Annotated in this window: 19 protein-coding genes and 1 riboswitch; of the genes, 5 read left to right on the top strand and 14 right to left on the bottom strand. The window is 62.9% G+C overall.

All coding sequences use genetic code 11. The features are described from left to right. Positions 1–23 precede the first annotated feature (23 nt). Complete coding sequence (metK, locus tag DYST_RS18660) at positions 24–1,223, top strand: methionine adenosyltransferase (RefSeq protein ID WP_102302959.1); 1,200 nt, start codon at positions 24–26, stop codon at positions 1,221–1,223. A gap of 215 nt (positions 1,224–1,438) precedes the next feature. Here the strand turns inward: metK and DYST_RS18655 are convergent, their stop codons facing one another. After that, a complete protein-coding gene (locus DYST_RS18655) occupies positions 1,439–2,464 on the bottom strand; it encodes a D-alanyl-D-alanine carboxypeptidase family protein (protein WP_239947422.1) in 1,026 nt (341 codons plus the stop codon). A gap of 455 nt (positions 2,465–2,919) precedes the next feature. Here DYST_RS18655 and DYST_RS18650 point away from each other — a divergent pair, with 455 nt between their 5' ends. The 3 genes from DYST_RS18650 to DYST_RS18640 all read left to right on the top strand — a co-directional run bounded on the left by DYST_RS18650 (position 2,920) and on the right by DYST_RS18640 (position 8,276). After that, positions 2,920–4,794: an ATP-binding cassette domain-containing protein gene (locus DYST_RS18650; RefSeq protein WP_239947420.1), complete on the top strand. Its 1,875-nt coding sequence runs from the start codon at positions 2,920–2,922 to the stop codon at positions 4,792–4,794. Positions 4,795–4,995: 201 nt separating this feature from the next. Continuing rightward, positions 4,996–5,403: a VIT domain-containing protein gene (locus DYST_RS18645; RefSeq protein ID WP_239947418.1), complete on the top strand. Its 408-nt coding sequence runs from the start codon at positions 4,996–4,998 to the stop codon at positions 5,401–5,403. An 11-nt stretch (positions 5,404–5,414) separates the two neighbouring features. Further along, complete coding sequence (locus DYST_RS18640) at positions 5,415–8,276, top strand: DUF2135 domain-containing protein (protein ID WP_239947416.1); 2,862 nt, start codon at positions 5,415–5,417, stop codon at positions 8,274–8,276. A 62-nt stretch (positions 8,277–8,338) separates the two neighbouring features. Here the strand turns inward: DYST_RS18640 and DYST_RS18635 are convergent, their stop codons facing one another. The 3 genes from DYST_RS18635 to DYST_RS18625 all read right to left on the bottom strand — a co-directional run bounded on the left by DYST_RS18635 (position 8,339) and on the right by DYST_RS18625 (position 14,710). Next, the gene (locus tag DYST_RS18635; protein ID WP_239947414.1) at positions 8,339–9,298 is read right to left on the bottom strand and encodes a glutathione S-transferase family protein; all 960 of its coding nucleotides are present in this window, start codon (positions 9,296–9,298) and stop codon (positions 8,339–8,341) included. 70 nt (positions 9,299–9,368) lie between these two features. Beyond that, complete coding sequence (gene ppc / locus DYST_RS18630; protein WP_239947413.1) at positions 9,369–12,074, bottom strand: phosphoenolpyruvate carboxylase; 2,706 nt, start codon at positions 12,072–12,074, stop codon at positions 9,369–9,371. 140 nt (positions 12,075–12,214) lie between these two features. Beyond that, positions 12,215–14,710, bottom strand: coding sequence for a S9 family peptidase (locus tag DYST_RS18625; RefSeq protein WP_239947412.1), 2,496 nt, complete (start codon positions 14,708–14,710; stop codon positions 12,215–12,217). 145 nt (positions 14,711–14,855) lie between these two features. After that, positions 14,856–14,944: riboswitch (S-adenosyl-L-homocysteine riboswitch) on the top strand. Between the two features lie 41 nt (positions 14,945–14,985). Here DYST_RS18625 and ahcY point away from each other — a divergent pair. Further along, positions 14,986–16,419, top strand: a complete 1,434-nt coding sequence (ahcY, locus tag DYST_RS18620; protein WP_239947411.1) for an adenosylhomocysteinase — start codon at positions 14,986–14,988, stop codon at positions 16,417–16,419. Positions 16,420–16,488: 69 nt separating this feature from the next. Here ahcY and DYST_RS18615 read toward each other — a convergent pair whose 3' ends face one another. Genes DYST_RS18615 through ccoO form a run of 10 tightly spaced genes read right to left on the bottom strand, consistent with a single transcriptional unit; the run spans position 16,489 to position 23,868 of the window. Continuing rightward, positions 16,489–17,007, bottom strand: coding sequence for a sulfite exporter TauE/SafE family protein (locus DYST_RS18615; RefSeq protein ID WP_275666872.1), 519 nt, complete (start codon positions 17,005–17,007; stop codon positions 16,489–16,491). Positions 17,008–17,011: 4 nt separating this feature from the next. After that, positions 17,012–17,215, bottom strand: a complete 204-nt coding sequence (locus DYST_RS24075; protein ID WP_275666871.1) for a sulfite exporter TauE/SafE family protein — start codon at positions 17,213–17,215, stop codon at positions 17,012–17,014. Then, positions 17,205–17,411 (bottom strand): cbb3-type cytochrome oxidase assembly protein CcoS, encoded by a 207-nt coding sequence (gene ccoS, locus DYST_RS18610; protein WP_239947410.1) that lies wholly within the window; start codon positions 17,409–17,411, stop codon positions 17,205–17,207. The genes DYST_RS24075 and ccoS overlap by 11 nt, the downstream gene beginning before the upstream one ends. Further along, a complete protein-coding gene (locus DYST_RS18605; protein ID WP_275666870.1) occupies positions 17,408–19,813 on the bottom strand; it encodes a heavy metal translocating P-type ATPase in 2,406 nt (801 codons plus the stop codon). Before DYST_RS18605 ends, ccoS begins: the two co-directional genes overlap by 4 nt. Positions 19,814–19,815: 2 nt before the next feature. Then, entirely contained in the window at positions 19,816–20,301 is a 486-nt protein-coding gene (locus tag DYST_RS18600; RefSeq protein ID WP_239947409.1) for a hypothetical protein, read from the bottom strand. Beyond that, entirely contained in the window at positions 20,298–21,851 is a 1,554-nt protein-coding gene (locus DYST_RS18595; RefSeq protein ID WP_239947408.1) for a 4Fe-4S dicluster domain-containing protein, read from the bottom strand. Before DYST_RS18595 ends, DYST_RS18600 begins: the two co-directional genes overlap by 4 nt. Continuing rightward, positions 21,848–22,156, bottom strand: a complete 309-nt coding sequence (locus tag DYST_RS18590) for a hypothetical protein (RefSeq protein WP_428993926.1) — start codon at positions 22,154–22,156, stop codon at positions 21,848–21,850. Before DYST_RS18590 ends, DYST_RS18595 begins: the two co-directional genes overlap by 4 nt. Continuing rightward, positions 22,153–23,088, bottom strand: a complete 936-nt coding sequence (gene ccoP, locus DYST_RS18585) for a cytochrome-c oxidase, cbb3-type subunit III (protein WP_239947407.1) — start codon at positions 23,086–23,088, stop codon at positions 22,153–22,155. Before ccoP ends, DYST_RS18590 begins: the two co-directional genes overlap by 4 nt. Continuing rightward, a complete protein-coding gene (locus tag DYST_RS18580) occupies positions 23,085–23,225 on the bottom strand; it encodes a cbb3-type cytochrome c oxidase subunit 3 (RefSeq protein ID WP_239947405.1) in 141 nt (46 codons plus the stop codon). The genes ccoP and DYST_RS18580 overlap by 4 nt, the downstream gene beginning before the upstream one ends. A gap of 1 nt (position 23,226) precedes the next feature. After that, the gene (ccoO, locus tag DYST_RS18575) at positions 23,227–23,868 is read right to left on the bottom strand and encodes a cytochrome-c oxidase, cbb3-type subunit II (protein ID WP_239947403.1); all 642 of its coding nucleotides are present in this window, start codon (positions 23,866–23,868) and stop codon (positions 23,227–23,229) included.

The raw sequence follows: 23,868 nt of genomic DNA, 5'->3' as shown, positions 1-23,868 counted from the left end.
CGTAAGGAAGGATATAACCCGCGATGAGCAACTTCCTCTTCACCTCCGAGTCGGTCTCCGAAGGCCATCCGGACAAAGTCGCCGACCAGATCTCCGATGCCGTCCTCGATGCGATCATCGCGCAGGATCCGCGTGCGCGCGTGGCCTGCGAAACGATGGTGAAGACAGGCGTCGCGATCGTCGCCGGTGAGATCACCACCAGCGCCTGGATCGACCTGGAAGCGCTGACCCGCAAGGTCATCACCGACATCGGTTATGACTCCTCCGACGTCGGTTTCGACGGCGAGACCTGCGGCGTGCTGAACCTGATCGGCAAGCAGTCGCCGGACATCAACCAGGGCGTGGACCGCAAGAAGCCGGAAGAACAGGGCGCTGGCGACCAGGGCCTGATGTTTGGTTACGCGACCAACGAAACCAAGGACTACATGCCGGCGGCGATCTATTACTCGCATCGCCTCGTCGAGCAGCAGGCCAAGGTCCGCAAGAAGAAGAACTCGCCGCTGCCGTGGCTGCGTCCGGACGCCAAGAGCCAGGTCACCCTGCGCTACGAGAACGGTGAAGCCACCGCCATCGACGCTGTGGTGCTGTCGACCCAGCACGATCCGAGCGTGAAGCAGAAGGACCTCGTCGAGGCCGTGCGCGAGCACATCCTCAAGCCCGTGCTGCCGGCGAAGCTGCTGCACAAGGCCACCAAGTTCCACATCAATCCGACTGGCAAGTTCGTCATCGGTGGCCCGGTGGGCGACTGCGGCCTGACCGGCCGCAAGATCATCGTCGACACCTACGGCGGCTGGGCCCGTCACGGTGGTGGCGCGTTCTCGGGCAAGGATCCGTCCAAGGTGGACCGTTCGGCCGCCTATGCTGCCCGCTACGTGGCCAAGAACATCGTGGCCGCCGGCATCGCCGACCGTTGCGAAGTGCAGGTGAGCTACGCCATCGGCGTGGCCGAGCCGACCTCCATCTCGGTCACCACCTTCGGCACCGGCAAGATCGCCGACGAGAAGATCGAGAAGCTGATCCGCAAGCACTTCGACCTGCGCCCGTACGGCATCATCAAGATGCTCGACCTGGTGCATCCGATGTACCAGCAGACGGCAAGCTACGGTCACTTCGGCCGTACCCCGCAGGAAGTGAAGGGTCCGGACGGCAAGACCTACACCACGTTCTCGTGGGAAAAGACGGACAAGGCCGAGGCGCTGCGCGCCGATGCCAAGCTGAAGTAAGCCACGCTTGCTTCGCTACGAAAACGGGCCGCGCAAGCGGCCCGTTTTTTTGTGGGCGTGACTATGCTTAGCTCCCTCTTCCCTCCGGGCGACCCGAAGGTAGTCCCCTTTTGGGAGAGAGGGAGTGAAACAAAAAAGGGCCGCTTGCGCGGCCCGTTTTCATCAATCCTGCTGCAACCACCAGACTCACTTGTCCGGCGAAGCACCTGCCGAAGCTACCTTCTGGCCTGCGGCGGCCTTGGTGCGCGTGGTGGATGCCGGACACGTGGCACCCTTCTTTTCTTTGAGCACGTCGCCGCACTGGCGACCGCTTCTGTCTTGGCGCCGCGGCGATGGTGGCGGCGCGATGTCGACGAGGCGTCTGCGACGGCTGTGGCCTTGGTGGCTACGCCACCCTTGGTCGTACGGCGGGCCTTGGTGCTGGCAACGGCGGTAGCAGCGGGCCTTTCGCCTGCCTGGGCCACCAGCTCTGCCGGCGTTTCCTGGTTATCAAAGCCGTCGTCGAGCAGGCGCGCCATCAACTTGTCGCGCGAACCCGCGGTGCGTCCGCCCATCACCACGGAGAACAGGCGGTGGCCATCCTTCACGGCGGTGGAAGCCAGATTGAAGCCCGATGCGTTGGTGAAGCCGGTCTTCAGACCGTCCATGCCCGGGTACTTGTCCATCAGATTGTTGTGGCCACGCACCAGCCGGCCACGGAACATGAAGTCCTTGGTCGAGAAGTAGTGCGAGTACTGCGGGAAGTTGTGATACAGCGCCATGGCCAGCTTGCTCATGTCGCGGGCGGTGGTGCTGTCTTCCGGGTCGGGCAGGCCCGACGCGTTGGCGAAGTGGGTGTTGCTCATGCCCAGCAGCTGAGCTTGGGCATTCATCATTTCGACGAAGTGGCCTTCGGAACCACCAAGACCTTCGGCGACGACGGTGGCGGCGTCGTTGGCAGACTTGGTGATCATGCCGAGCACGCAGTCTTCGACCGTGATGGTCTGGCCATTGCGCAGGTCCAGCTTGGTCGGCGCCTTAGCCGCAGCCCACGAGGACACAGGCAGTTCCTGGTCCATCTTGAGTGTGCCGTTCTGGATCGCCTGGAAGGCGAGATACAGCGTCATCATCTTGGCCAGCGACGCCGGATGGTTCGGCTCGTCCGCATTGACTGCAGTGATGACCTGGCCGTCGGCATCATTGATGACGATGGCGGCATAGCCGGCATGGGCCACGCTCGCGAAACTGCCTGCGACGCTCACGAGCAGTGCAAGCAGGCCTTGGCGCCAGGTTGCCCCCCCTGGCCGGCGTGTTGGACTTGATAGCCACCCGATTCCTCGCTTCGCCGCCGTTTTATCCGACGTTACAAACCCTGAACTGCAACGTCATCGCCACAGGCCCAGACAATACTTGAATTAGGTCACATAAGTCCATGTTTACATGGACGATAAAATCATAACGGCGCCGCTGGCGCCGTCGTAACGCAAATTTCACCGTGAAGGCTTTGTCTACGTGTCAAGCGAGTGTGCCTTCAAACGAGGTAGGGGAAAAGCTCTTTTTTTTGAAAATCGCCACATTTTTGTCAGAAAAAGCAATGGCCTCGCCACCTCTTTCCTGACAACGCACCCCACCCTAAATCCCTATCGGCCGTACGCTGCCGAGATTGAATCTGCCACCAACGGACCGGCCTCGGCGTCATATCGCCTAAAATGTCCGGATGTCTCTTATCCAACTCCAGCGCGTCGACTTCAGCATCGGCGGCCCTCTCCTGCTCGAACACGTCGACCTCTCCATCGAGGCGAACGAGCGCGTGTGCATCGTCGGTCGTAACGGCGAAGGCAAATCCACCTTGATGAAACTCATCGCCGGCGACCTCAAGTCCGACGATGGCGAAGTACGTGTGCAGACGGGCGTCGTCGTTGCACGCATGGCTCAGGAGGTGCCGCAAGATACCGCCGGCAGCGTGTTCGATGTCGTCGCGCAAGGCCTTGGCGATCTTGGCCAATTGCTCGCGCGCTATCACCACCTACTCGCCGAAGGCGACATGGATGCACTCGGCGATGTGCAGGAGCAGATCGAGGCGCAACACGGTTGGGATCTCGACCGCCGCGTCACTGACGTATTGACCCGACTCGAACTCCCGGGCGATACCGATTTCGCCGCATTGTCCGGCGGCATGAAGCGTCGCGTGCTGCTCGCACAGGCACTGGTACGCAAACCCGACGTGCTGCTGCTCGACGAGCCCACCAACCATCTCGACATCGAAGCCATCGGCTGGCTGGAAAACTTCCTGCGCCAGTTCGAAGGCAGCATCGTGTTCGTCACGCATGACCGCAGCTTCCTGCGCGCACTCGCCACACGCATCGTCGAGATCGATCGCGGCCAGCTCACCGACTGGCCGGGCGATTACGACAACTACCTTCGCCGCCGCGAAGAACGCCTGCATGCCCAAGCACAGGCGAACGCGCTGTTCGACAAAAAGCTCGCGCAGGAAGAAGTGTGGATTCGCCAGGGCATCAAGGCACGCCGCACCCGCAACGAAGGACGCGTGCGCGCACTCAAGGCCTTGCGCGTCGAACGCGGAGAGCGCCGCGAGCTTTCCGGCAACGTGAAGATGACGCTTGCCACCGCACAAGCGTCCGGCAAGAAGGTGATCGATCTGGAACACGTGCACCAAGCCTATGGCGGGCGTGTGCTGATCGAGAACCTGAGCACCACCATCATGCGCGGTGATCGCGTCGGCATCATCGGCCCGAACGGTGCCGGCAAGAGCACCCTCTTGAAGATCATGCTGGGCGAACTCAAGCCGGAGCGCGGCCACGCCACGCTCGGCACCGGCATCCAGATCGCCTACTTCGATCAGCATCGCGTGCAGCTCAACGACCAGCTCAACGCGCTGGACAATGTGGCCGAAGGACGCGAATACATCGAGCTCAACGGCACGCGCAAGCACATCATCGGCTACCTGCAGGATTTCCTGTTTTCGCCGGAGCGTGCGCGTGCACCGATCACGCGACTGTCCGGCGGCGAACGCAATCGCCTGCTGCTGGCCAAGCTGTTCGCACAGCCGTCCAACCTGCTGGTGATGGACGAACCGACCAACGACCTCGACGTGGAAACCCTGGAGCTGCTCGAAGAACTGCTCACCGAATACCAGGGCACGTTGCTGTTGGTGTCACATGACCGCGAGTTCCTCGACAACGTTGTGTCGAGCACACTGGTGCTCGAGGGCCACGGCAGAATTGGCGAGTACGTGGGTGGCTATACCGACTGGCTCCGCCAGCGGCCCGCCGCGATGGCGGCCGCGTCCAAGCCGGCGGAGGCCAAGAACATCACCGCACAAGCGGCGACACTTGCCCCGGTGGCCGAAGCGAAGCGCAAGCTCAGCTACAAAGAAGCGCGCGAACTGGAACAGCTACCCGGCCGCATCGAAGTACTGGAAACAGATATCGCCGCGCGCACCGAGGCGATGAACGATGCCGAGTTCTTCCGTCAGGACAACGCCACCGTGCTGAAGGCCAACGAGGCGCTGGCGAAGCTGCAGACCGAACTGGACACGGCGTACGCCCGTTGGGCTGAACTCGACGGCTGACGCGAGTCGCCCCGCCACCAAGGACGCGTCTCAAGGATAGGACGCGTCCCAGGGGCCAGAGAGGCGTCGTCTAGCAAGATGCGCCTCCTTGGGCCGAGCCGGCCCGACCGGGGTAGAGCCGCACCGCCGGCTTAACCCCTTTTCACCGGTCGCTCCGTTTCAACCGATATGCCCCTTCGGCTGTCACCCTCGGAGTTGATCATGCAGACATGGAAGCTGTTCGTCCTCGGTACCATGCTGGCCTGCGCTGCGCAGGCCAACGCGCAAGACCTCACCACCCGCCGCCCCATCCCTCCGCGACCGCCCCAGATCTGGCTCGACCCGAGCCAGGGCAAGCTGCAGCCCATCCAGTTGCAGGACGTGGCCATCGACGTGAAGGTCCATGGCTTCATGGCCAGCACCACCATGGAGCTGAGCTTCTTCAACCCGAACGGGCGCGTGCTGGAAGGCGAGCTGGTGTTTCCACTGGCGGATGGACAGAGCGTTAGCGGCTACGCGCTGGAGGTGAACGGCGCACTGCGCCAGGGCGTGGTGGTGGAAAAGGAAACCGCGCGCGTGGCCTACGAGGCCACCACCCCCGCGGCATCGATCCGGGCCTTGCCGAGCTGACGCAGGGCAACGTGTTTCGTACGCGGCTGTATCCGATTCCCGCACATGGCACCAAGCGCGTATCCGTATCGTTCGATCAGCCACTGCTCGATGTGGCGAACCAGTGGCGCTATGTACTGCCCTTGCAGTTCGCGCAGACCATTCGCGATTTCCGAGTGAATGCGCAGGTGTTGCGTGGTGATATGCCTGCTACCGGCGATGCGGCATCCGGCGCGCTGGATTTCACGCAGTGGCAGAACAACTATGTCGCCAAGCTGGCGCGCCACGACTATCGTCCGGAGCGCGAGCTGAGCTTCGCTATTCCCAAGCCCGCACAGGCCGGCACGATATTCGCCGTGCAGGACATACTCGATCCTTCGTGGCGCACCTTTACCGCACAGGTGCCTGCCACGCAGCCGTCCAGGCCCGCCCCCGCAGCTCCGCATCGCATCGCGCTCTACTACGACGCCTCCGGCAGTGCGCAAGGACGTGACAGGCCACGGGAGCTGGACGCGCTGACGGCGTGGCTCAGTCAGCTCGGCAACGTGCAGGTGGACCTTATCGCCTTCCGTAACGACGCGGACCCGACACGCAGTTTCCCCATCCACAACGGTGACACACGCGCATTGCGCCAAGCCATCGAGGCTTTGCCACTGGATGGTGGCAGCTCCTACGGAGCGATCCGTCTTGACGCGAACACCCACCCCGACCTTGTGCTGGTGATGGGCGATGGCCTGAGCAACTTCGGCGCCAGCGAACCTCAACTAGGCCAGGCGAGTGGAACCTCTCCGCGCGTGATGGTGCTGCATGCAGCGCAGATGGCTGACGGCGCCGCGTTGTCCCGGCTCGCGCTGGCCCACGATGGGCAGGTGGTGAATCTGCTGCAGACTACGCAGGACGATGCGCTACGCGAGCTCAATCACCTTCCCTGGTTGCTACAGCAGGTGCGTGTCGTCTCAGGCGAATGCCGTGATCTCACGCCCGCCCTGCCGACGTCCGCCGAGAACGCGATCGTGGTGTCTGGCCGTTGCCATGACCAGGCGACGCTGGATCTGACCTTCGGCGACGCGGCCGGCGCCACCGCACACCAGCAACTGCGCATTGATGACACAAGCCTGCTTGACCCAGCGGAGGGCGACTTCGTCCAGCGCGCCTGGGCGAACGCGCGCATCTTCGATCTACAGGCCACCGCCCATCCTGACGACGCGGCCATCACCGCGCTCGCCAAGCGCTACGGCATCGTCACCACCAACACGTCGATGCTGGTGCTGGACCGTATCGAAGACTACGTGCACTACGGCGTCGAGCCGCGCGAACCGGAACTACTGGCGCAATACCGCCAGTGGCAGGCCACGCACCCCAAAACCAACACCACGCAGGACACAGAGCAGGCACACCGGGAACAGGTCGCGAAGCAATGGGCCGATTTCCGCCAGTGGCACGATGAGCAGCATCCCTGGCTGGAAACCGTGCTCGTGCCCACGGCGGATGCCGAAATAGTGCGCTGGCGCGCACTCGATTCGCACAAGCAAACGCTGGTGGCCCTGGCCGAAGCCAAGGCTATCGCCACCCAGGCGCATGCATTGCAACAGCACTGGCTGAAAGACGGCGCCAGCGATGCCACGCGTAAACCATGGGAACACTCGGCATCGTTACTGATGCTCAAGCTCGATGCCTTGCGCATGCAGCGGCTAGCCTTGGCCCCCGATTCGGACAACGTCGATGCGAGCGTGGCCTCAATTGGATCTGCCAACCGGCGGGCCATACCTGTACCGAGCGTGGTGGAGAGCAGCGCCTCCCCCATGCCCGCACCGCCGGCTCCGCCAGCACCACCATCCATGCCCGCACCCGCACCGATGATGAGCGCGATGGCCGAACCGATGGCAGGACTTCAGGTGGCGGACGCTGCCCATAAGGCAGCCTCCACCCGACCCGCCGACGCAGGAACAGGAACCGCGTCGATCCAATTGCAACCCGCCACCTCCGACAAACCCTATATGGCTCACCTGCGTGCAGCGGCCGATCCGTACGCCGCCTACCTGAGCGAACGCGAGGCTTATGCCAAGTCGCCATCGTTCTACCTCGACTGCGCGGACTACCTTCGCGACAAGGCCAAACAACCGCGGTTGGCGCTGCGCGTGCTATCCAACCTGGCGGAGATCGACATAGACAATGCACCACTCCTGCGCATCCTTGCCTATCGCCTGGAGCAGTGGGAGCGCTTTGAACTGGCCGTGCCGCTGTTCGAACAGGCGCTGCACCTGCGCGGCGAGGAACCGCAAAGCTATCGTGACCTTGGCCTGGCGCTGTCACGCCAGCCAACGCCGGACTATGCGCGTGCCTCGCAGTTGCTGTGGCATGTCGTCGACCATGCCTGGGATGCGCGCTTCCCCGAGGTGGAAACGATTGCCCTGCATGAACTCAACGACGTGTTGATGCGCGCCCCCGCTAACGAGCGAGCCGCATTGACCCAACAGCTAGCGCACGACGGCGCCAGCGACGACATGCTCAAGCCATTGCCCGTGCAACTCCGCGTAGCCCTCACGTGGGATGCCGACAACACCGACGTCGATCTGTGGGTGATTGATCCGACCGGCGAAGTGGCGATCTACAGCCACAATCGTACGCAGATTGGCGGCCACTTGAGTCGTGACTTCACCCAGGGCTACGGCCCGGAGGTCTACACGATCCGTCGCCCTATCCCCGGCACCTATATCGTCAAGGCCCATTACTTTGGCAACCACCAGCAGAAGCTTGCAGGTGATGTCACCGTTCAAGCCGAATTCCTTACCCAGTTCGATACCGGCGAGAGCAAGCGCATGGCCACCACTCGACGGTTGGAAGATCAGAAGGAACTGATCGAGATCGGACGCTTCCAGGTCGGGGCGCCGTAGGTGCCGATGGCAAACATGCCGACGACGGGTTACCCCGTCGTCGGCATACGGCAAGGATGAACTTAGGCTTCGAGATAAGGTGCTGGCGAGTAGACCTGCTTGCCGACGCCACTGAACCAACGCAACTTCAGATAACCCGGCCAAGCCTTAAACAAACTGAGCCCATTCACTGAATGCTGGTCATTGGCCGCCACTGCTCGTGAGCATTCCGCATCCGCCGCCGTGGTCGAAGGCGTCTCCATCCAACTCACGCGTCCCCGCATCGCACCACTGCGTTGCCGCTGCGCCTCGATCATGGTTTCGTACGGATAGGCCGCGTCCCGGCCGTGGCTGCGAAAGAGGCGTTGTTGCCATACAAACAGCCCCTGCAAACGCGGATGATGGCTGAAGTGAGGGACGATCCGCAGCGGCCGCAACAGCGAGGCCAATGTGATATCTACGGCGCTCAGTTTTTCGCCCATCACGTAGGCGTTGCGCTCAAGCATCTGAGCAAGCGGCAACAGCAAGTTCTCCAACCGCTCGTAGATCCGATCCTGTCGATTGCGGTCGAAGCGAAAGCGCTTGGTCAGCATCATGCCGAGCACCGGTGCAGCCAGGGAGCGCCATACGGGACGCGCGAACAAGCCACCGAATGGTTGGGTCATGAACAGGCGTGGCAGTGCGTCCGGGCACTCCATAATCAATTGCGTATAGCCCAGCCGACGTGCGTGCAGGCCTAGCGTGGAGTCGAGACGTAGCATCCATTGCCAGGCTTCTTCGCGCGCAACCGGGTCCGCAGGCAACAGCGGTTGCTCGGGATAGGCCTCATCCAGATAACGAAGGATGGGTGACGAATCACTCAGCGCTACGCCCGTCGATGCATCATAAATGAGTGGCACCGTTTGCGCGCAGGGAAAACGACTCATCTCCTGCTTCTTGTAGGCCACGATATCAATAGCCCGCCACGGGAGACCCTTGAAATCCAGCGCCCACCGCACCTTCTCCACATAGTGCGACCACCGCAACTGATATAGCTCGATCATCGACGCCACCTTCCACTGGAAGGCATGACATGGAGCGGTTGCGTGCTCTTCACAAGGGGCTTGGCCACTATCAACCCGTGTTCTGCAGCCCCTGCGACACGCCATTGACGCACGCGACCAAGGCCGTAAGCAGCGCATCATCGCTCTCGCCACCCGCGCGCCAGCGCTTGAGCAGATCTACCTGTAGCAAACTCATGGGATCGACGTACGGATTGCGCAGGTCGATCGATGTCGACAGCCGCGGTGCGCTCTGCAGCAGAGTGTCGTTGTGCTTGAGCCGCATCAGCCAGTAACGGGTGCGTTCGAACTCCTCGCGGATGAGCGCAAAGAACGGTTCGTGCAGCGGACCGGCAAGTGTCGAGAATGCCTCGGCAATACCAAGATCGCACTTGGCCAGCACCATCGATACATCGTCGAGCATGTTGGCGAAGAATGGCCAGTCATGCGCCATTTCCGACATCGCGGCCTCACCGTACTCGCTCGCACCGAAATCCAGCGCCGTGCCAAGACCGTACCAACCGGGCAGGATGGAGCGGCACTGCGTCCACGCAAACACCCACGGGATGGCGCGCAAGTCCTGCACGCCACGCATGCTGCGTCGACGTGCGGGACGCGAGCCGAGCGTCATGCGCTCGATCACGTCGATGGGTGTGGCGGACCGGAAATAGTCGACGAAGCCCTCGCGATCGACGAACGCGCGGTAATGCTCGCGGCTGCGCGCCGCTAGGCGGCTCATGAGCTCGCGCCATGCATCTTCGCGAGGTTCGTCCGTGCGCGGCCGCAAGGACGCACGCAGCACCGCGCCCACCGTTTGCTCGAGGTTGCGCAAGGCCAGCGCACGAATGCCGTACTTGCGATGGATCACCTCCCCCTGCTCGGTGACGCGCAACACACCGGCGACGGAGCCACGTGGCGAAGACATCAGCGCCGGCGTAATGCGTGAACCACCGCGACTGGCGGACCCGCCACGCCCATGGAAGAACGACAGCCGGATACCGGCTTGCGCAGCCACGTCCAACAACTCCACCTGCGCACGCTGCAATCCCCAGCGCGACGCGAGCGTGCCGCCATCCTTGCCGCTGTCGGAGTAACCGAGCATCACCCACTGGCGGTTACCACGCGAGGCGAGATGATCGCGGTAGACAGGATCATCCAGTAACGCCCGCAACGTCGCGGGTGCGTTGGTCAGGTCGTCCACGGTTTCGAACAGCGGTGCCACGTCGAGCGGAACGCGACCCTCTTGGGTGAGGCCGCCATGGCGTGCGAGCGCCAGTACCGCAAGCACGTCCGCAGCAGAGCGCGCCATGCTGATGATGTACAAGCCCAACGATTCCGCGCCATAGCGCCCGCGTGCCTCGCGTAGTGTGGCGAACACATCGTGCAGCGCAACGGCGGTGGGGTCATCACTATTTAGCAGTCTCTCCTCACCGCTGGCATAAGCTCGCAGACGCTCCGCGCGATCCGATGGGTTGCGCGTTGACCAGTCCACATCCCGCAGAAGTTGCGACAGCGCATCGTCATGCACGCGCGAATCCTGCCGTACGTCGAGGCGCGCAAGATGAAAACCAAACGTACGTACGCGCCAGATCAATCGGCGCACCGCATAAGCACCCGCATGCAGGCCACGATGGTCAAGCAGACTGACCGCGATCAGATGCAGGTCATCCAACAATTCGTCGACCGACGTATAGCCTTCGGGATGATTATCGTCGTGCGTCGCGCCCAGGCGTGCACCGATAATGGTGAGCAGGCTGCGGTAAGGCATGTCGGCATGGCGCGGGCGCACCTTGGCGGCGGCTTCGGGAAAGCGAACTCGATAGTCAAACAAGCGGTTGGCCAGGTCGCTACCGACGTGGACGCGATCTTCCGTCTGGCTAAGCAAGCGTGAGAGGCCCGCGATGTCCTCAATGTAATGCTCCAGCACATGGGCGCGCTGCGTGGACAGGCTGCTGGCGATGGTGGCGGCGCCCACATTGGGGTTGCCATCCATGTCGCCACCCACCCATGTAGCGAAGCTCAACAAGCGGGGGATAGGTACGGCCACGCCGTATACCACCTGCAACGCATCGGCCAGCGACTCGTACAGCGCGGGTACGATGCGATAGATGGGATTGGCCAGATAGAAGCCGACGTGGTGATGCTCATCCTGCACGGTGGGACTGACGGCAGATGCTTCGGCCGTCTGCCAACCCGCGCTAAGCGCCATGAAGATGCGGTCGTCGTCTTCTTTGCGTTCCTGCGGCGTGCGCGTGGGATCGAAGTTGTCGACCAGTGCCCGCACGATGGCCTGTTCTTTTTCCAGCAGCGAGCGACGCACCGCTTCGGTCGGGTGGGCCGTGAAAACTGGTTCCACCTGTAACCGTTCCAGCCATTCGATCAGCTCGCCTGCCTCCACACCCTGCGCTTTCAGGCGCGTGAGCACATCGAGCAGCGATTCGGGCTGCGGCGCTCCACCCTCGCGCTGGTAGTCGCGACGACGACGGATGCGGTGGATGCGCTCGGCGATGTTCACCGCCTGAAAATACGTGGCGAAAGCCCGCGCCAGCGACTCGGCCTTGTCCGTGTCCAGGCCAGTGAGCAGGCCACCGAGCACGTCCAACGGCGCATCTTCTACACGTCGCTCGATGGCAGCGGTGCGGATGCGCTCGACTTCGTCGAGGAAGGCCGGGGAAACCTGTTCGGCCAGCATATGGCCGACCAGGGTGCCGAGGCGGCGGACGTCTTCGCGCAGGGGCGCGTCGTGCGGGGCGAACTCAGGACTGCGGTGCTGGTTCATCAATGCCACGTTGCAGATGTCTGGACGTCCAAGACTACCCCAAGCCACGCGGATTTGTGCACCGCCACAAAAACAATCGGTACTTCAAAAAGAAACGGGGCGCCAAGGCGCCCCGTTTCCCTGGCAACCATCACGATTGCTCAATGCGAGGTAGTCGCCTTTTCAGCCGGCTTCGCCTGCTTCACATACGTCTCCAGCCAGTTGTTCATTTCCGCCAGCATCTGCATGATCGATTCGCGCGCGCGATAGGCGTGCGCCTCGTTCGGCAACAACACCAGCCGCGCGGTGCCGCCCAGGCCCTTGACGGCTGCGTACATGCGCTCGCTCTGGATCGGGAAGGTGCCGGAGTTGTTGTCCTGCTCGCCGTGGATCATCAGCAACGCGTCCTTGATGTGATCCGCGTAGTTGAACGGCGCCATGGCGTTGTAGACGTCGGGCGCCTGCCAGTAGTTGCGCTCCTCCGCCTGAAAACCGAATGGCGTCAGCGTGCGGTTGTAAGCGCCGCTGCGTGCGATGCCTGCCTTGAACAGGCGCGTGTGAGCGAGCAGGTTGGCGGTCATGAACGCACCGTAGGAGTGGCCACCAACCGCGATGCGGTTGCGATCAGCGACGCCACGCCGAACCACCTCATCCACGGCCGCTTCGGCACTGGCCACGAGCTGCGGGATATAGGTGTCGTTAGGTTCCTTGTCGCCCTCGCCCACGATCGGCACGGAGAAGTTGTCCAGCACCGTATAGCCCATGGTGAGGAAGGCCTGCGGCCCCCAGTAGCTGATGCGGTTGAACTTGTATGGTGAGTCTTTCACCTGTCCCGCTGCATCCGCCGATTTGAACTCGGCCGGATAAGCCCACATCAACATCGGGCGCGGACCATCCCTCTTTGGGTCGTAGTTGGGCGGCAGGTACAACGTGGCGGTGAGTTCCACGCCATCCTTTCGCTTGTAACGAATTTGCTCCTTCTTCACGCCCTTCAGTTGCGGCAGCGGGTTCGGGAAGTGGGTGAGCTCGCGCAGCTTGCCGTTGGAAGCCAGCTCGCGCACGTAGAAGTTGGTCGGCTCGGTGGGCGACTCGCGCGAGATGAGTGCGCGCGTGCCTTCCGCGTCCAGCAGCACCTGGGGGTCTTCGTAGTACGGCGCCTGCGACTGGAACAGTCGCGTGCTCTGACCAGACTGCAGGCTCACGCGGTCGATGAAGGGTCGGTCACCTTGCGGGGAGGCGCCTTCGCCAAGGCGATAGATGCTCTGGCCATCCGTCGTAACGATGAGCCGCTGCTCGCCGTGCTCGTCAAGCATGGTCGCGGGCGTGCCGGGATCACGGTAGCGATCTTCCGACGAACCTTCGCGCACCAGCACCGGCGCCTGCGACGGCTGATCCGGCGATACACGCCACTCCTTCACCTGGCGCGTTTTCCACCAGAACTCCTCCACCAACGCGAGGCCACCGTTGGCCCAGTACGCACCGGCGTAGCGGCTGCCCAGCTTCGCGAGCGTCACCGGCGACTGATCGAACGGTGCCGCCTGCATTTGCACGATGTCGCGGATGTCCACCTTGCGCGCGGGATCGCCGCCGTCCTGCGCTTCCGCCCAAACCAGCGTAGCGGGCGCATCGGCGCGCCAGCTGATGTCGCGTACACCCGTGGCCACGGCGTCGTTGCCCGTGGGCAGGCCTTCCAGCAACGGCAGATGGGCGATCTCCTTCACCAGCTTGCCGTCACGGTCGAGCACTTCGATGCGGCGCGGGAAGCTATCCACCGGTACGAGATACGAGAACGGGCGCTCCACGCGCTGGCGCAGCAAATAACGCCCGTCAGGCGACGGCGCGATGGCGATCGTCAGCGACGGCTCGCCCAGCGGGGTGACCTTGCCGTCCAGGTCCACCAGCGCGGACTGCGAGCGCAGGTAGTACTCGAACAGCTTGGCATCATCTTCATTGCGCAGCATGTCCTGATAGGTGCGGATGGCCTTTACGCCGCCACCCGCTTGCGTCTGCTGCGTATCCGGACCGGTCGGGATGATGCTGGCGACAGGCGCACTGCCCTGCCCTTGCGGTTGCAACTGGACGAGCAGTTGCTTGCCGTCAGGCATCCAGCGATAGCCACGGCCCGCGACGGTATTCAAAGGCAACGCGATCAGGCGGCGCGCGGACCGAGCGGCCACATCCACCACCCACAATTCGTTGGTGCCCTCACGCGCGTTCACCTGGTTGAAGGCGAGATAGCGCTGGTCCGGCGACCACGACGAGGTCGCAATGGACAAGGGTTGCGGCAGACCCTGCAGGCGGATGTCCTTGCCGGAAGCCACATCCATCAACCACAGATCCGTACTGAACACGAAGCGACTCTGCGCATAGGTGCGGGGATTGATGCGCAGACCGGCAAGCTTGAGTTCCGGCTGTGCAACGACGTCGATACCCGGTAAGGGCGGCGTCTGGGTCAGCGCCAGCAGGTCACGGTGCGGGCTGATCGAGAGCTGCGGCGGGCGCGGGGCATCCACCAACGCCTGTAGCGGCGCAGGCGGCGTGAGATAGCCGGAGGTCGCGGCGGCCATCGGCGTCTTGGGCGCCTGGTCCGCCAGGACATGCGGAGAAACGGCCAGCAGCAAGCCAACCAGCGCGAAGCGTCGGAGCGACATATCCATCGGAGGGAACCCCTTGAGTCGTAATACTTTGCGACATTAACGCTTCCGCGCCCGGCCCAACCCCGCCATCAGTCATGGGTCGGACTGAACCGAACAGGCTCTTATGGCCACGAAACCATCATTCGGGGAAGCTATACTCCAATGTCCCGTCGAGGGGCGCTGCGACCGTGGCTTCGTGAACTTGCGAAACCGGCCAGGCTCGATGGATTTTTCCTGCAACGGCGCCCGGTTAACGATGCGACCCCTGGGTCGCACAACATCCGGAGCTAAGCCAAATGAACGCAGTTACTAAGGATTCCGCCCAGCAGGATTTCAAGGTCCGTGACCTCTCCCAGGCCGACCTCGGCCGCCGCCGCATCCGCATGGCGGAAGAGGAAATGCCGGGCCTGATGCAGATCCGCGCCCGCTACGCCAAGGAAAAGCCGCTGAAGGGCGTGCGCCTTTCCGGCTCCCTGCACTGCACGAAGGAAACGGCCGTACTGGCTGAGACTCTGCGCGAACTGGGTGCTTCCGTGCGCTGGGCCTCGTGCAACATCTTCTCCACCCAGGACGACGTGGCCGCTGCACTGGCTGTCGGCGGCCTGCCGGTGTTCGCCTGGAAGGGCGAGACGCTGGAGGAGTACTGGGAATGCACGCTCGACATGCTGACCCATCCGGGTGAGCTTGGCCCGCAGCTGATCGTTGACGACGGCGGCGATGCCACCCTGTTCATCCACAAGGGTGTGGAACTCGAAGACGGTAGCGACTGGGTCAACACCCCGAGCAGCAACCACGAAGAGCAGGTCATCAAGGATCTGGTCAAGCGCACCGCTGCAGCGCGTCCGGGTTGGTTCAAGAAGATCGCCGCCGAATGGAAGGGCGTTTCCGAGGAAACCACCACCGGCGTGCACCGCCTCTATCAGCTCGCCGAAGCCGGCAAGCTGCTGGTGCCGGCCATCAACGTCAACGACTCGGTCACCAAGTCGAAGTTCGACAACCTGTACGGCTGCCGCGAGTCGCTGGCCGACGGCATCAAGCGCGCGACCGACCTGATGGTCGCCGGCAAGGTGGCCGTGGTGTGCGGCTACGGTGACGTGGGCAAGGGTTGCGCCCACTCACTGAAGGGCTTTGGCGCCCGCGTGATCGTGACCGAGATCGACCCGATCAACGCGCTGCAGGCGGCGATGGAAGGCTTCCAGGTCACCACCATCGAAGACACGCTGGGCATCGGCGACATCTACGTCACCACCACCGGCAACAAGGACATCATCACGCTGGAGCACATGGCGGCGATGAAGAACAACGCGCTGGTGTGCAACATCGGCCACTTCGACAACGAGATCCAGATGGATCGCCTGAACACCGCCAAGGGTGTGTCGCGCGAAACCATCAAGCCGCAGGTGGATCGCTACACGTTTGAAAAGTCGAACCACAGCATCTACATGCTGGCCGAAGGCCGTCTGGTGAACCTGGGCTGCGCCCATGGCCACCCGAGCTTCGTGATGTCCAACAGCTTCTCCAACCAGACGCTGGCCCAGCTCGACCTGTGGGCGAACAAGGACACCTACGAGAACACGGTGTACCGCCTGCCGAAGAAGCTGGACGAAGAAGTGGCCCGCCTGCACCTGGAGCAGATCGGCGTGAAGCTGACCAAGCTCACGCAGGATCAGGCCGACTACATCGGCGTGCCGGTGGAAGGTCCGTACAAGCCGGATCATTACCGCTACTGATCACACCTTCGGGTGAATCGAAAAGGCCGCCGAAAGGCGGCCTTTTTTTGTGCTGCACACAAGCGTGCCTCAACGCGCGTCCGGCCCGCAGCCCAGCCACCCCATCACTCCATGCAACGATGGCACCTGCATCAACCACGGCCCCGCCATCGTCATCACACCGGCTAGCAGCACGAACGCTGCTGCGCCGCGCCGTGCGCCCGGTCGCTGCAACCAACGCCCTACACGTGCGCCTGACCAGGTCAACGGCACCATCACCAACCAGGTACCCACGCCAAAGGCGGCCATGGTGACCACCCCTTTCATCGCACTCGCCTGCAACCAGGCCGCGGCCAGCATGGTGGCGCTCAGGCCGCAGGGCATCCAGCCCCAGAGCATGCCGGCGAGAAGACGACGCCACACCGTATTCGCAGGCAGCAACCGCCGTTGCAGCGGCTGCAACCAACGCCACAGATGAGCGCCAGGACGACCCAGAAAACGCAACCGCCCCTGCTGGTCCAGCAGGCGTAGCGCCACAACCATCAGCACCAGCCCCATCGCCACGCGCGCTGCCACGACGAATGCATGCCATTCGAACAAGCGCAGCAAACCGTCACCGAGACCCCCCCACCAGCGCGCCCGCCAACACGTATCCGAGCACGCGACCTACGTTCAGTTGCAACGAGGCCAACAGGCCGTGCCTGGGTGACCACATCGAGAACCCGGTGGCGATGCCGCCGCACATCGCGGCGCAATGCACACCGCCCAGCAACCCGCTCAGCAGCGCTGCGGACAAGGCGAGCAGGTCAATCGCCATGGTCGCCGATATCGTTGATGGCACCCCTGGTCTGCGCGGCGATGGGAGCGGGGCCGCGCTCGTCGTCGGTCAGAATATCCAGCGCCGGCGTGTCCATATCGTCGAACTGCCCCTTGCGGACCGCCCATACGAAGGCGCCGATCGCAAGCGCGAGCAACATCAAGCTCAGCGGTATGAGCATGAGCAGGATGATCAAGACGCCTTCTCCTCACCATGCTGTCGCATCAGCCGCAAGGCATTGGCCGTTACCGTCAATGACGACAACGCCATGCCGAGCGCGGCGAGTGCCGGCGTGACGTGGCCAGTCATCGCCAACGGAAGCGCCAGCAGGTTGTAGCCCACTGCCCAGGCGAAGTTCTGCCGGATGATGCGCTTTGTCCTGCGGGCGAGGCGGATGGCCGATGGAACGCGCAGCAACGAAGGCGCGGTCAGCACCATATCCGCCGCACGCTGTGCCAATGAAGCACCCTCGCCCATCGCTATGGACACATCGGCACCGGCCAGTACGGGAGCATCGTTGAGGCCGTCGCCGATCATCGCCACAACGCGCCGCTCCGCCTGCAGCGCGCGCACGAGAGCCAACTTTTCTTCGGATGACTGCCGCGAATGAGCGTCGTCCAGCGGTAGTTTCCGCATCAGCTTTTCCACTGCGCTTGCCGAGTCGCCACTGGCAAGATGGAGCCGCAAGCCGAGGGCGCGCAGTGCAACGATGGCTTCCAAGGCATGCGGGCGCAGCGCTTCCTGCAGAGAGAACCGTGCGACGACACTTTGCTCATCGCCTAGCCAGAGCTGGCCATCGTCTTCACCATGCCCTGCGAACGAAGCCCGGCCCAATCGCCAGACCCGATCATCGATACACCCGGTGACACCATGCCCGGTGATCTCACGCATATCTTGCGCGGACAGCGGAGACGGCACGCCAGCGAATGCCTCGGCCACCGGGTGGCGACTGTCTCGCTCCAGCGCCGCGGCGATCTGCAAAGCCAGTGCGGGATTGAATCCATCAAATGTACGCACATCGCCCACCGCCAGCTGCACGCGGGTCAAGGTGCCGGTCTTGTCGAAGACCACGTCCGTGATGTGCGCGAGATTCTCCAGACTGCCCGAGCGAACCGACAGCACACCCATCCGCGCCAGCGCACCATGGCACGCCGCCAGCGCTGCCGGTACGGCGAGCGACAAGGCACAGGGACAGCTCACCACCAGCAGGGACAGGGTGACCTCGAAAGCACGGGCAGGATCGTGCAGGCGCCACCAAACGTAGACGACCACCGCCAGCACAAGAAGGATCGATACGAACACTTGGCCAATACGGTCTGCCACGCGTGCCAGCGCGGGTCGCTCCGATTGCGCCTGATCGACCAATCTAGCCAGTTGCGATAAACGGGTGGCGCTGCCTACCTGCGTCACCGCTATGCGCGCGGGCGTTTCCCGGCAGGTCGTACCTGCATAGATCGTCGCGCCGCGCGAACGGCTCACCGGCCGGGACTCGCCCGTTAGCAGTGCCTCTTCGAAGGAGGCCTGCGTATCGAGCAGACAACCATCGACCGGCACCACTTCGCCCACGGCCACGCAGGCGATCTCGCCTACTGAGAGGGACGCCACCGGCACGGTGGTACGTGTCCCATCGGCAAGCTCCTTCACCGCCAGCATGGGGCGTGCACGCGCCAGCGCATCCACCTGTGCACTGGCGATGCGACGGGCGCGTTGTTCCAGCAAGCGCGCAGCGAGCAAGAGGAACACGAACATGGTCGCGGCGTCATACCAGACCTGCGCACCGCCACGTAACGTTTCCACCACGCTCGCCAGATAGGCAAGCAACGTTGAGCTTGCTATCAACGTATCCATGCCTGGGTGGCGCTGCCGTAACTCACGCCAACAGCCCTGTAGGAATGGCCAACCTGCATAGAACACCACGGGCGTGGCGACCAGCAGCGCCACCCAGCGGAAGAAGTCGCGCGTCGGCCCGGCCATGTGATGACCAAAGTCCAGGTACAGAGCTTCGGAAAACATCATCGTCTGCATGGCGCCGAGTCCGGCTACGCCCAGACGCATCAGCCATCGGCGCTGCTCGGCCACACGTTCGCGCTCACGCGCGGCCCCCGTGGCTAGATAGGGCCGGTAACCAAGCATCGCGAGCCGGGCGAGTAGTGACGACAATCGTGTGCGCGTCGGATCCCAGCCGATACGGATGCGTCCCGTCACCGCATTTGCGCCTGCGTCAAACACGCCCGGCTCAGCCTGCAGGGCACGGTCGATCAGCCAAGCGCACGCTGCACAGCGCATGCCGTCAGTCAGCAAGGTGATCTCCAGACCACCGGCGATGGGCGTCGCGTGCTCGCTGAGCAGATCGTCACGATCCCAACTCGAAAGGTCGGTCACATCCTCCACTCGGGTGCCGGCCATGCTGCGCAGCCGATAGTAGTCATCGAGTGCCGATTGCCTGATCCATTCTGCTGCGGCAGCACAGCCATGGCAGCAGAAAGCTTGTGGCTTGCCGTTGACATCAAAGCGAACCGGCGACGGCGGTAGCATCTCGCCGCAGTGGTAACACGCCGTGGTGCGACCTGCTATGCCGATGTCAGCCGCCGCATCCACGATCAGGGCGTCAGGCGAAGCGACCGCGCCTGTGCCGTCCAGCGCCCATGCAACGACCAGGACGCGTTGTCGGGCTGAAGCTCGACAACCCAGTCATGCCCGCCGTCCATCGAACCCACGCCACGCCAACCCAATTCGCTAGGCGAGAGATGGAAAACACGCGTCTGGATGGCCGGGTTGTTGGAGGAAAGCGTCAAACGCAGCTTGCCGCCTCGGGGGAAATCACCATCCATCGGCACAGCCTCGACCATGTCCCCCTTGAGTCGAAGCAACAATCCCATGGTATCGACCTGCGTGGCGGGCTCGCGATCCTGAGCAGACACGAGCAGCTTGCCCACCTGGGTGACGCGACCTACGGTCTCCATGTCCTCCGGGCCGGGCCGTACGGCGGCGAACAGAAGCGCAAAACCGATCACCACCGATGCGAGCGGTAGACCGATCAGCATCCACACCATGGGTTCGCGCCAGGTACTGCGTGTCTGAGTCATGGAAGAGGCCCGAAGAAACTGCTGTTGATGGTGACGGACGCATCGCCATCGAGATCGCGCACGTGGAAAGCCACCTCGTGACGTCCGCTCACTTCCGATGTGCTCACGACGGTGACCGGTACTGACAGCACCTCGCCGCTCTCGGCGCTTACACTTTTCGGACCGCCGTTGAGGCTGATGCCAGAGACATCTTTCGACGTGACATCAATCACGAACCGATGGGACTGCTGTGCTTTGTTCACCAGCTTGAGCGTGTAGGCATTCTGGATGTTGCCGTCCGGCGTTTCGCTGTACATGGCGTTGCGGTCGCGCAGTACCTCCGCCATCAGCGGACTGCGATGGGTCACGCCGTACAGCCAGCCCCCCATGAGCGCGAGCAGTAGCGCGCCATAGACGAATACCCGCGGACGCAGCACCTTGCCCGGCTTGCCGTCGATCTGGTTTTGGGTGGAATAACGGATCAGTCCCTTGGGATAACCCACTTTGCCCATGACCTCGTCGCAGGCGTCGATGCATGCGCCGCAGGCGATGCATTCGTATTGCAAGCCGTTGCGGATATCGATGCCCGTGGGACACACCTGCACGCAGATGGTGCAATCGACGCAGTCGCCCAACTGTTCCAGCGTGAACGTCGGCAGCGGCTCGGCAGCATCCCCGATACCCGCCAACGCGATGGTGCCACCGGCCTGCGCACGATGATCGGCCGCTGATGGATGCTGGCTGGCACGAAAGACATAGTCGTAGGCGGTGACTTTGTTGAGCAAACCACGCGCCCGTTCCAGCACGCTATGCAGGCCACGCTTGCGCGGGCCGCGGGGTTCGCCACGCATCGGATCATAGGCAATGATCAGGGTATTGCGATCGAACATAGCGCTCTGGAAGCGCGCATACGGGCACATGTACTTGCACACCTGCTGGCGCAGGAAACCGGCATTGCCCCACGTGGCGAACGCATAGAACAGTATCCAGAACGTTTCCCAGCTACCCCAACCGAAAGGCATGCGGCGCGCGAGATCGCCGATGGGGCTGAAGTAGCCCACGAAGGTAAAGCCTGTCCACAATGAGAACAACACCCAAGCGGCATGACGCGAACTCTTGCGTAGAATTTTTTCGCGCGTCCACGGACCCGCATCGAGTTTGATGCGCTTGTTGCGATCGCCTTCGAACCAGCGTTCGACCCACAGCGACACTTCCGTCCACACCGTCTGCGGGCAGGCGTAACCGCAAAAGAGCCTCCCTGCCAGGGCCGTGAAGAAGAACAGCGCCAACGCCGCGATGATCAAAAGCACTGACAGGAACAGGAAGTCCTGCGGCAGGAACAGCCAGCCAAATACGTAGAACTTGCGCGCTGGAAGATCCAGTAGCACGGCCTGACGACCCTGCCACGACAGCCAGGGGAACAGATAGAACATGCCCAGCAGCCAGATGACGGCCGCCACACGAAGGCGATTGAAGCGACCCGACACGTCGCGCGGATAGACCTTGCGCTCACTGACGTAGTACGAGTCGCTCTCGTCTTGGATGACCTGTAGTGGGATACGGCGACTCATGATGCTTTACCGGAACGCGTAGTTGATTTCACTTCGCGGCTGGGGCGCAGGAGTATCCACGTGAACAGGCTCGACGACGCCGTCGCCAACCAGATCAGGAAGAAACCAAGCGTGTAGCCCAGTTCCCGCCCCATCTTCAGCGATGGGAAAGTGATGTCCCGCAATGCCATGGGGTCGATGAAGGAAAAGAACACCACCGTCACCACGCCAGCCACGAAGAAGCTTGGCCAGAGGAGCGCACCCAAGCGTTGAGACATCGGCATGGACGAGCCGTGTGGGGCAACGGAGCTGTTCTTGTGGATCATTCGGCCACCACGGCGCCAGCAGGTGGCGGATCCCTGTGCGGCGACAGGGTCCATACGTACGCACCGACCAGACGCGTGCGTGTATCGCCGAGCACGGGCTTCCATGCCGGCATAACGCCTTGACGCCCGTCGTTCAGCGTCTTATGCAGCGATGCCTTGCTGCTGCCGTACAACCAATAACTGTCGGTGAGATCCGGCGCGCCGACAACCTGATTGCCCTTGCCCTGCGGCCCATGGCAGGCCACGCAAATGGTCGCGAATAGCTTCTCACCGCGATCGGTGGCTTCGTCCTTCGGTTGCGCTGGTTTGGACAACGACAAGACGTACGCGATGGTGTCGTCGACCGCCGTGGGGCCGCCTTGCGCAGTGAGCACCGTTGCCCACGCGGGCATGACGGCCTGCCGTCCCTCTTGGATGGTTTCCAGAATGCGGTGCGGCGTACCACCCCAATGCCAGATGTCGTCCGTGAGATCGGGGAAGCCCGTTGCGCCGTGGCCAGTAGAACCGTGGCAGGCCGCGCACCGGTTCAGAAAGATGGTGCGACCGATGGCGACGGCCTGGGGATTCTTGGCCAGCTCGTCGATGGGCTTTCCTGCATAGAGTTTCAGCGTGTCGTCGAGACGCGCATCCTCCGCCGCCTCGTCCAGTGCCCACTCTTTCTGGGAGCTCCAGTGCCCGTAGCCACGGAACGTTCCCACGCCGAACCACAAGAGGTAGCCGACGGCGAACACGATGGTGATGTAGAACAGGTTGATCCACCAACGCGGCAGCGGCTTGTTGTACTCCGTGATGTCGCCGTCCCACACATGGCCGGTTTCGTCCGGCTTGGGATCGGATGGGCTACGGCGGGTGTTACCGCGCAACAGCCATACGCAACCGATCAGGTTGATCACCACGATGGCGATGACATACCACGTCCAACCGGAAGTCATGCGATCTCCTCCTTGTCATCGTCCAGCGGCATCTGTGCCGCGGCGTCCATTTCCGGTTTCACGCTGGGCCTCCAGAGATAGACGGTGGCGCCGACAAACAGCACCAGCAGCACGGCCGTAATCAGTCCTGGCACCATGTCACTCTGCTCCCTCGCCAGCCTTCAGGTCGGTCTGGGACACGTGCGTGCCCAGCCCCTGGAGATAGGCGACAACGGCATCTAGCTCGGTCTTGCCTTCCACGGCCTTGGCCGCGCCGTCGATGTCCGCATCGCTGTACGGATCACCGATGCGCCTGAGTGCACGCATGTGTTGCGTAACTTCCGCGCCGTCCAGCTTGTTGTCGGCCAGCCACGGGTACGCCGGCATATTGGATTCCGGCACGACGTCGCGCGGGTTGTGCAGATGGGCGCGATGCCAGTCGTCGGAATAGCCACGCAGGCCGACGCGGGCAAGATCCGGACCGGTACGCTTGCTACCCCACTGGAACGGATGGTCGTAGACGGATTCGCCGGCGAGTGAGTAGTGGCCGTAGCGCTCCGTTTCAAAGCGAAGCGTGCGCACCATTTGCGAATGGCAGTTGTAGCAACCTTCGCGGACGTAGACGTCGCGACCGGCGAGCTCCAGCGCGGGATAAGGCTTGATGCCTGGCAGAGGCTTGATGGTTTCCGCCTGGAACATCAGCGGCACGATCTCGGCGAGGCCGCCGAAGGAAACCGCCACGGCTACCAGGATGGCCATCAGCCCGATGTTCTTTTCGAGTTTCGCGTGTGTCTGGCTCAT

Origin of the sequence: Dyella terrae, assembly GCF_022394535.1 — a bacterium.
Lineage (GTDB): Bacteria > Pseudomonadota > Gammaproteobacteria > Xanthomonadales > Rhodanobacteraceae > Dyella.
The sequence above is the reverse complement of the archived record's forward strand: the minus strand, read 5'-3'. Positions and strand labels throughout refer to the sequence as shown.

What these genes read in the sequence shown, in the direction of transcription:
- DYST_RS18625 (WP_239947412.1), bottom strand. Translation starts at nt 14,710, where the DNA reads ATGGATATGTCGCTCCGACGCTTCGCGCTGGTTGGCTTGCTGCTGGCC.
- DYST_RS18600 (WP_239947409.1), bottom strand. Translation starts at nt 20,301, where the DNA reads ATGACTCAGACACGCAGTACCTGGCGCGAACCCATGGTGTGGATGCTG.
- DYST_RS18635 (WP_239947414.1), bottom strand. Translation starts at nt 9,298, where the DNA reads ATGATCGAGCTATATCAGTTGCGGTGGTCGCACTATGTGGAGAAGGTG.
- DYST_RS18595 (WP_239947408.1), bottom strand. Translation starts at nt 21,851, where the DNA reads ATGAGTCGCCGTATCCCACTACAGGTCATCCAAGACGAGAGCGACTCG.
- DYST_RS18645 (WP_239947418.1), top strand. Translation starts at nt 4,996, where the DNA reads ATGCAGACATGGAAGCTGTTCGTCCTCGGTACCATGCTGGCCTGCGCT.
- ahcY (WP_239947411.1), top strand. Translation starts at nt 14,986, where the DNA reads ATGAACGCAGTTACTAAGGATTCCGCCCAGCAGGATTTCAAGGTCCGT.
- ccoO (WP_239947403.1), bottom strand. Translation starts at nt 23,868, where the DNA reads ATGAGCCAGACACACGCGAAACTCGAAAAGAACATCGGGCTGATGGCC.
- ppc (WP_239947413.1), bottom strand. Translation starts at nt 12,074, where the DNA reads ATGAACCAGCACCGCAGTCCTGAGTTCGCCCCGCACGACGCGCCCCTG.
- ccoP (WP_239947407.1), bottom strand. Translation starts at nt 23,088, where the DNA reads ATGACTTCCGGTTGGACGTGGTATGTCATCGCCATCGTGGTGATCAAC.
- DYST_RS24075 (WP_275666871.1), bottom strand. Translation starts at nt 17,215, where the DNA reads ATGGCGATTGACCTGCTCGCCTTGTCCGCAGCGCTGCTGAGCGGGTTG.
- DYST_RS18650 (WP_239947420.1), top strand. Translation starts at nt 2,920, where the DNA reads ATGTCTCTTATCCAACTCCAGCGCGTCGACTTCAGCATCGGCGGCCCT.
- DYST_RS18590 (WP_428993926.1), bottom strand. Translation starts at nt 22,156, where the DNA reads ATGATCCACAAGAACAGCTCCGTTGCCCCACACGGCTCGTCCATGCCG.
- DYST_RS18580 (WP_239947405.1), bottom strand. Translation starts at nt 23,225, where the DNA reads ATGGTGCCAGGACTGATTACGGCCGTGCTGCTGGTGCTGTTTGTCGGC.
- metK (WP_102302959.1), top strand. Translation starts at nt 24, where the DNA reads ATGAGCAACTTCCTCTTCACCTCCGAGTCGGTCTCCGAAGGCCATCCG.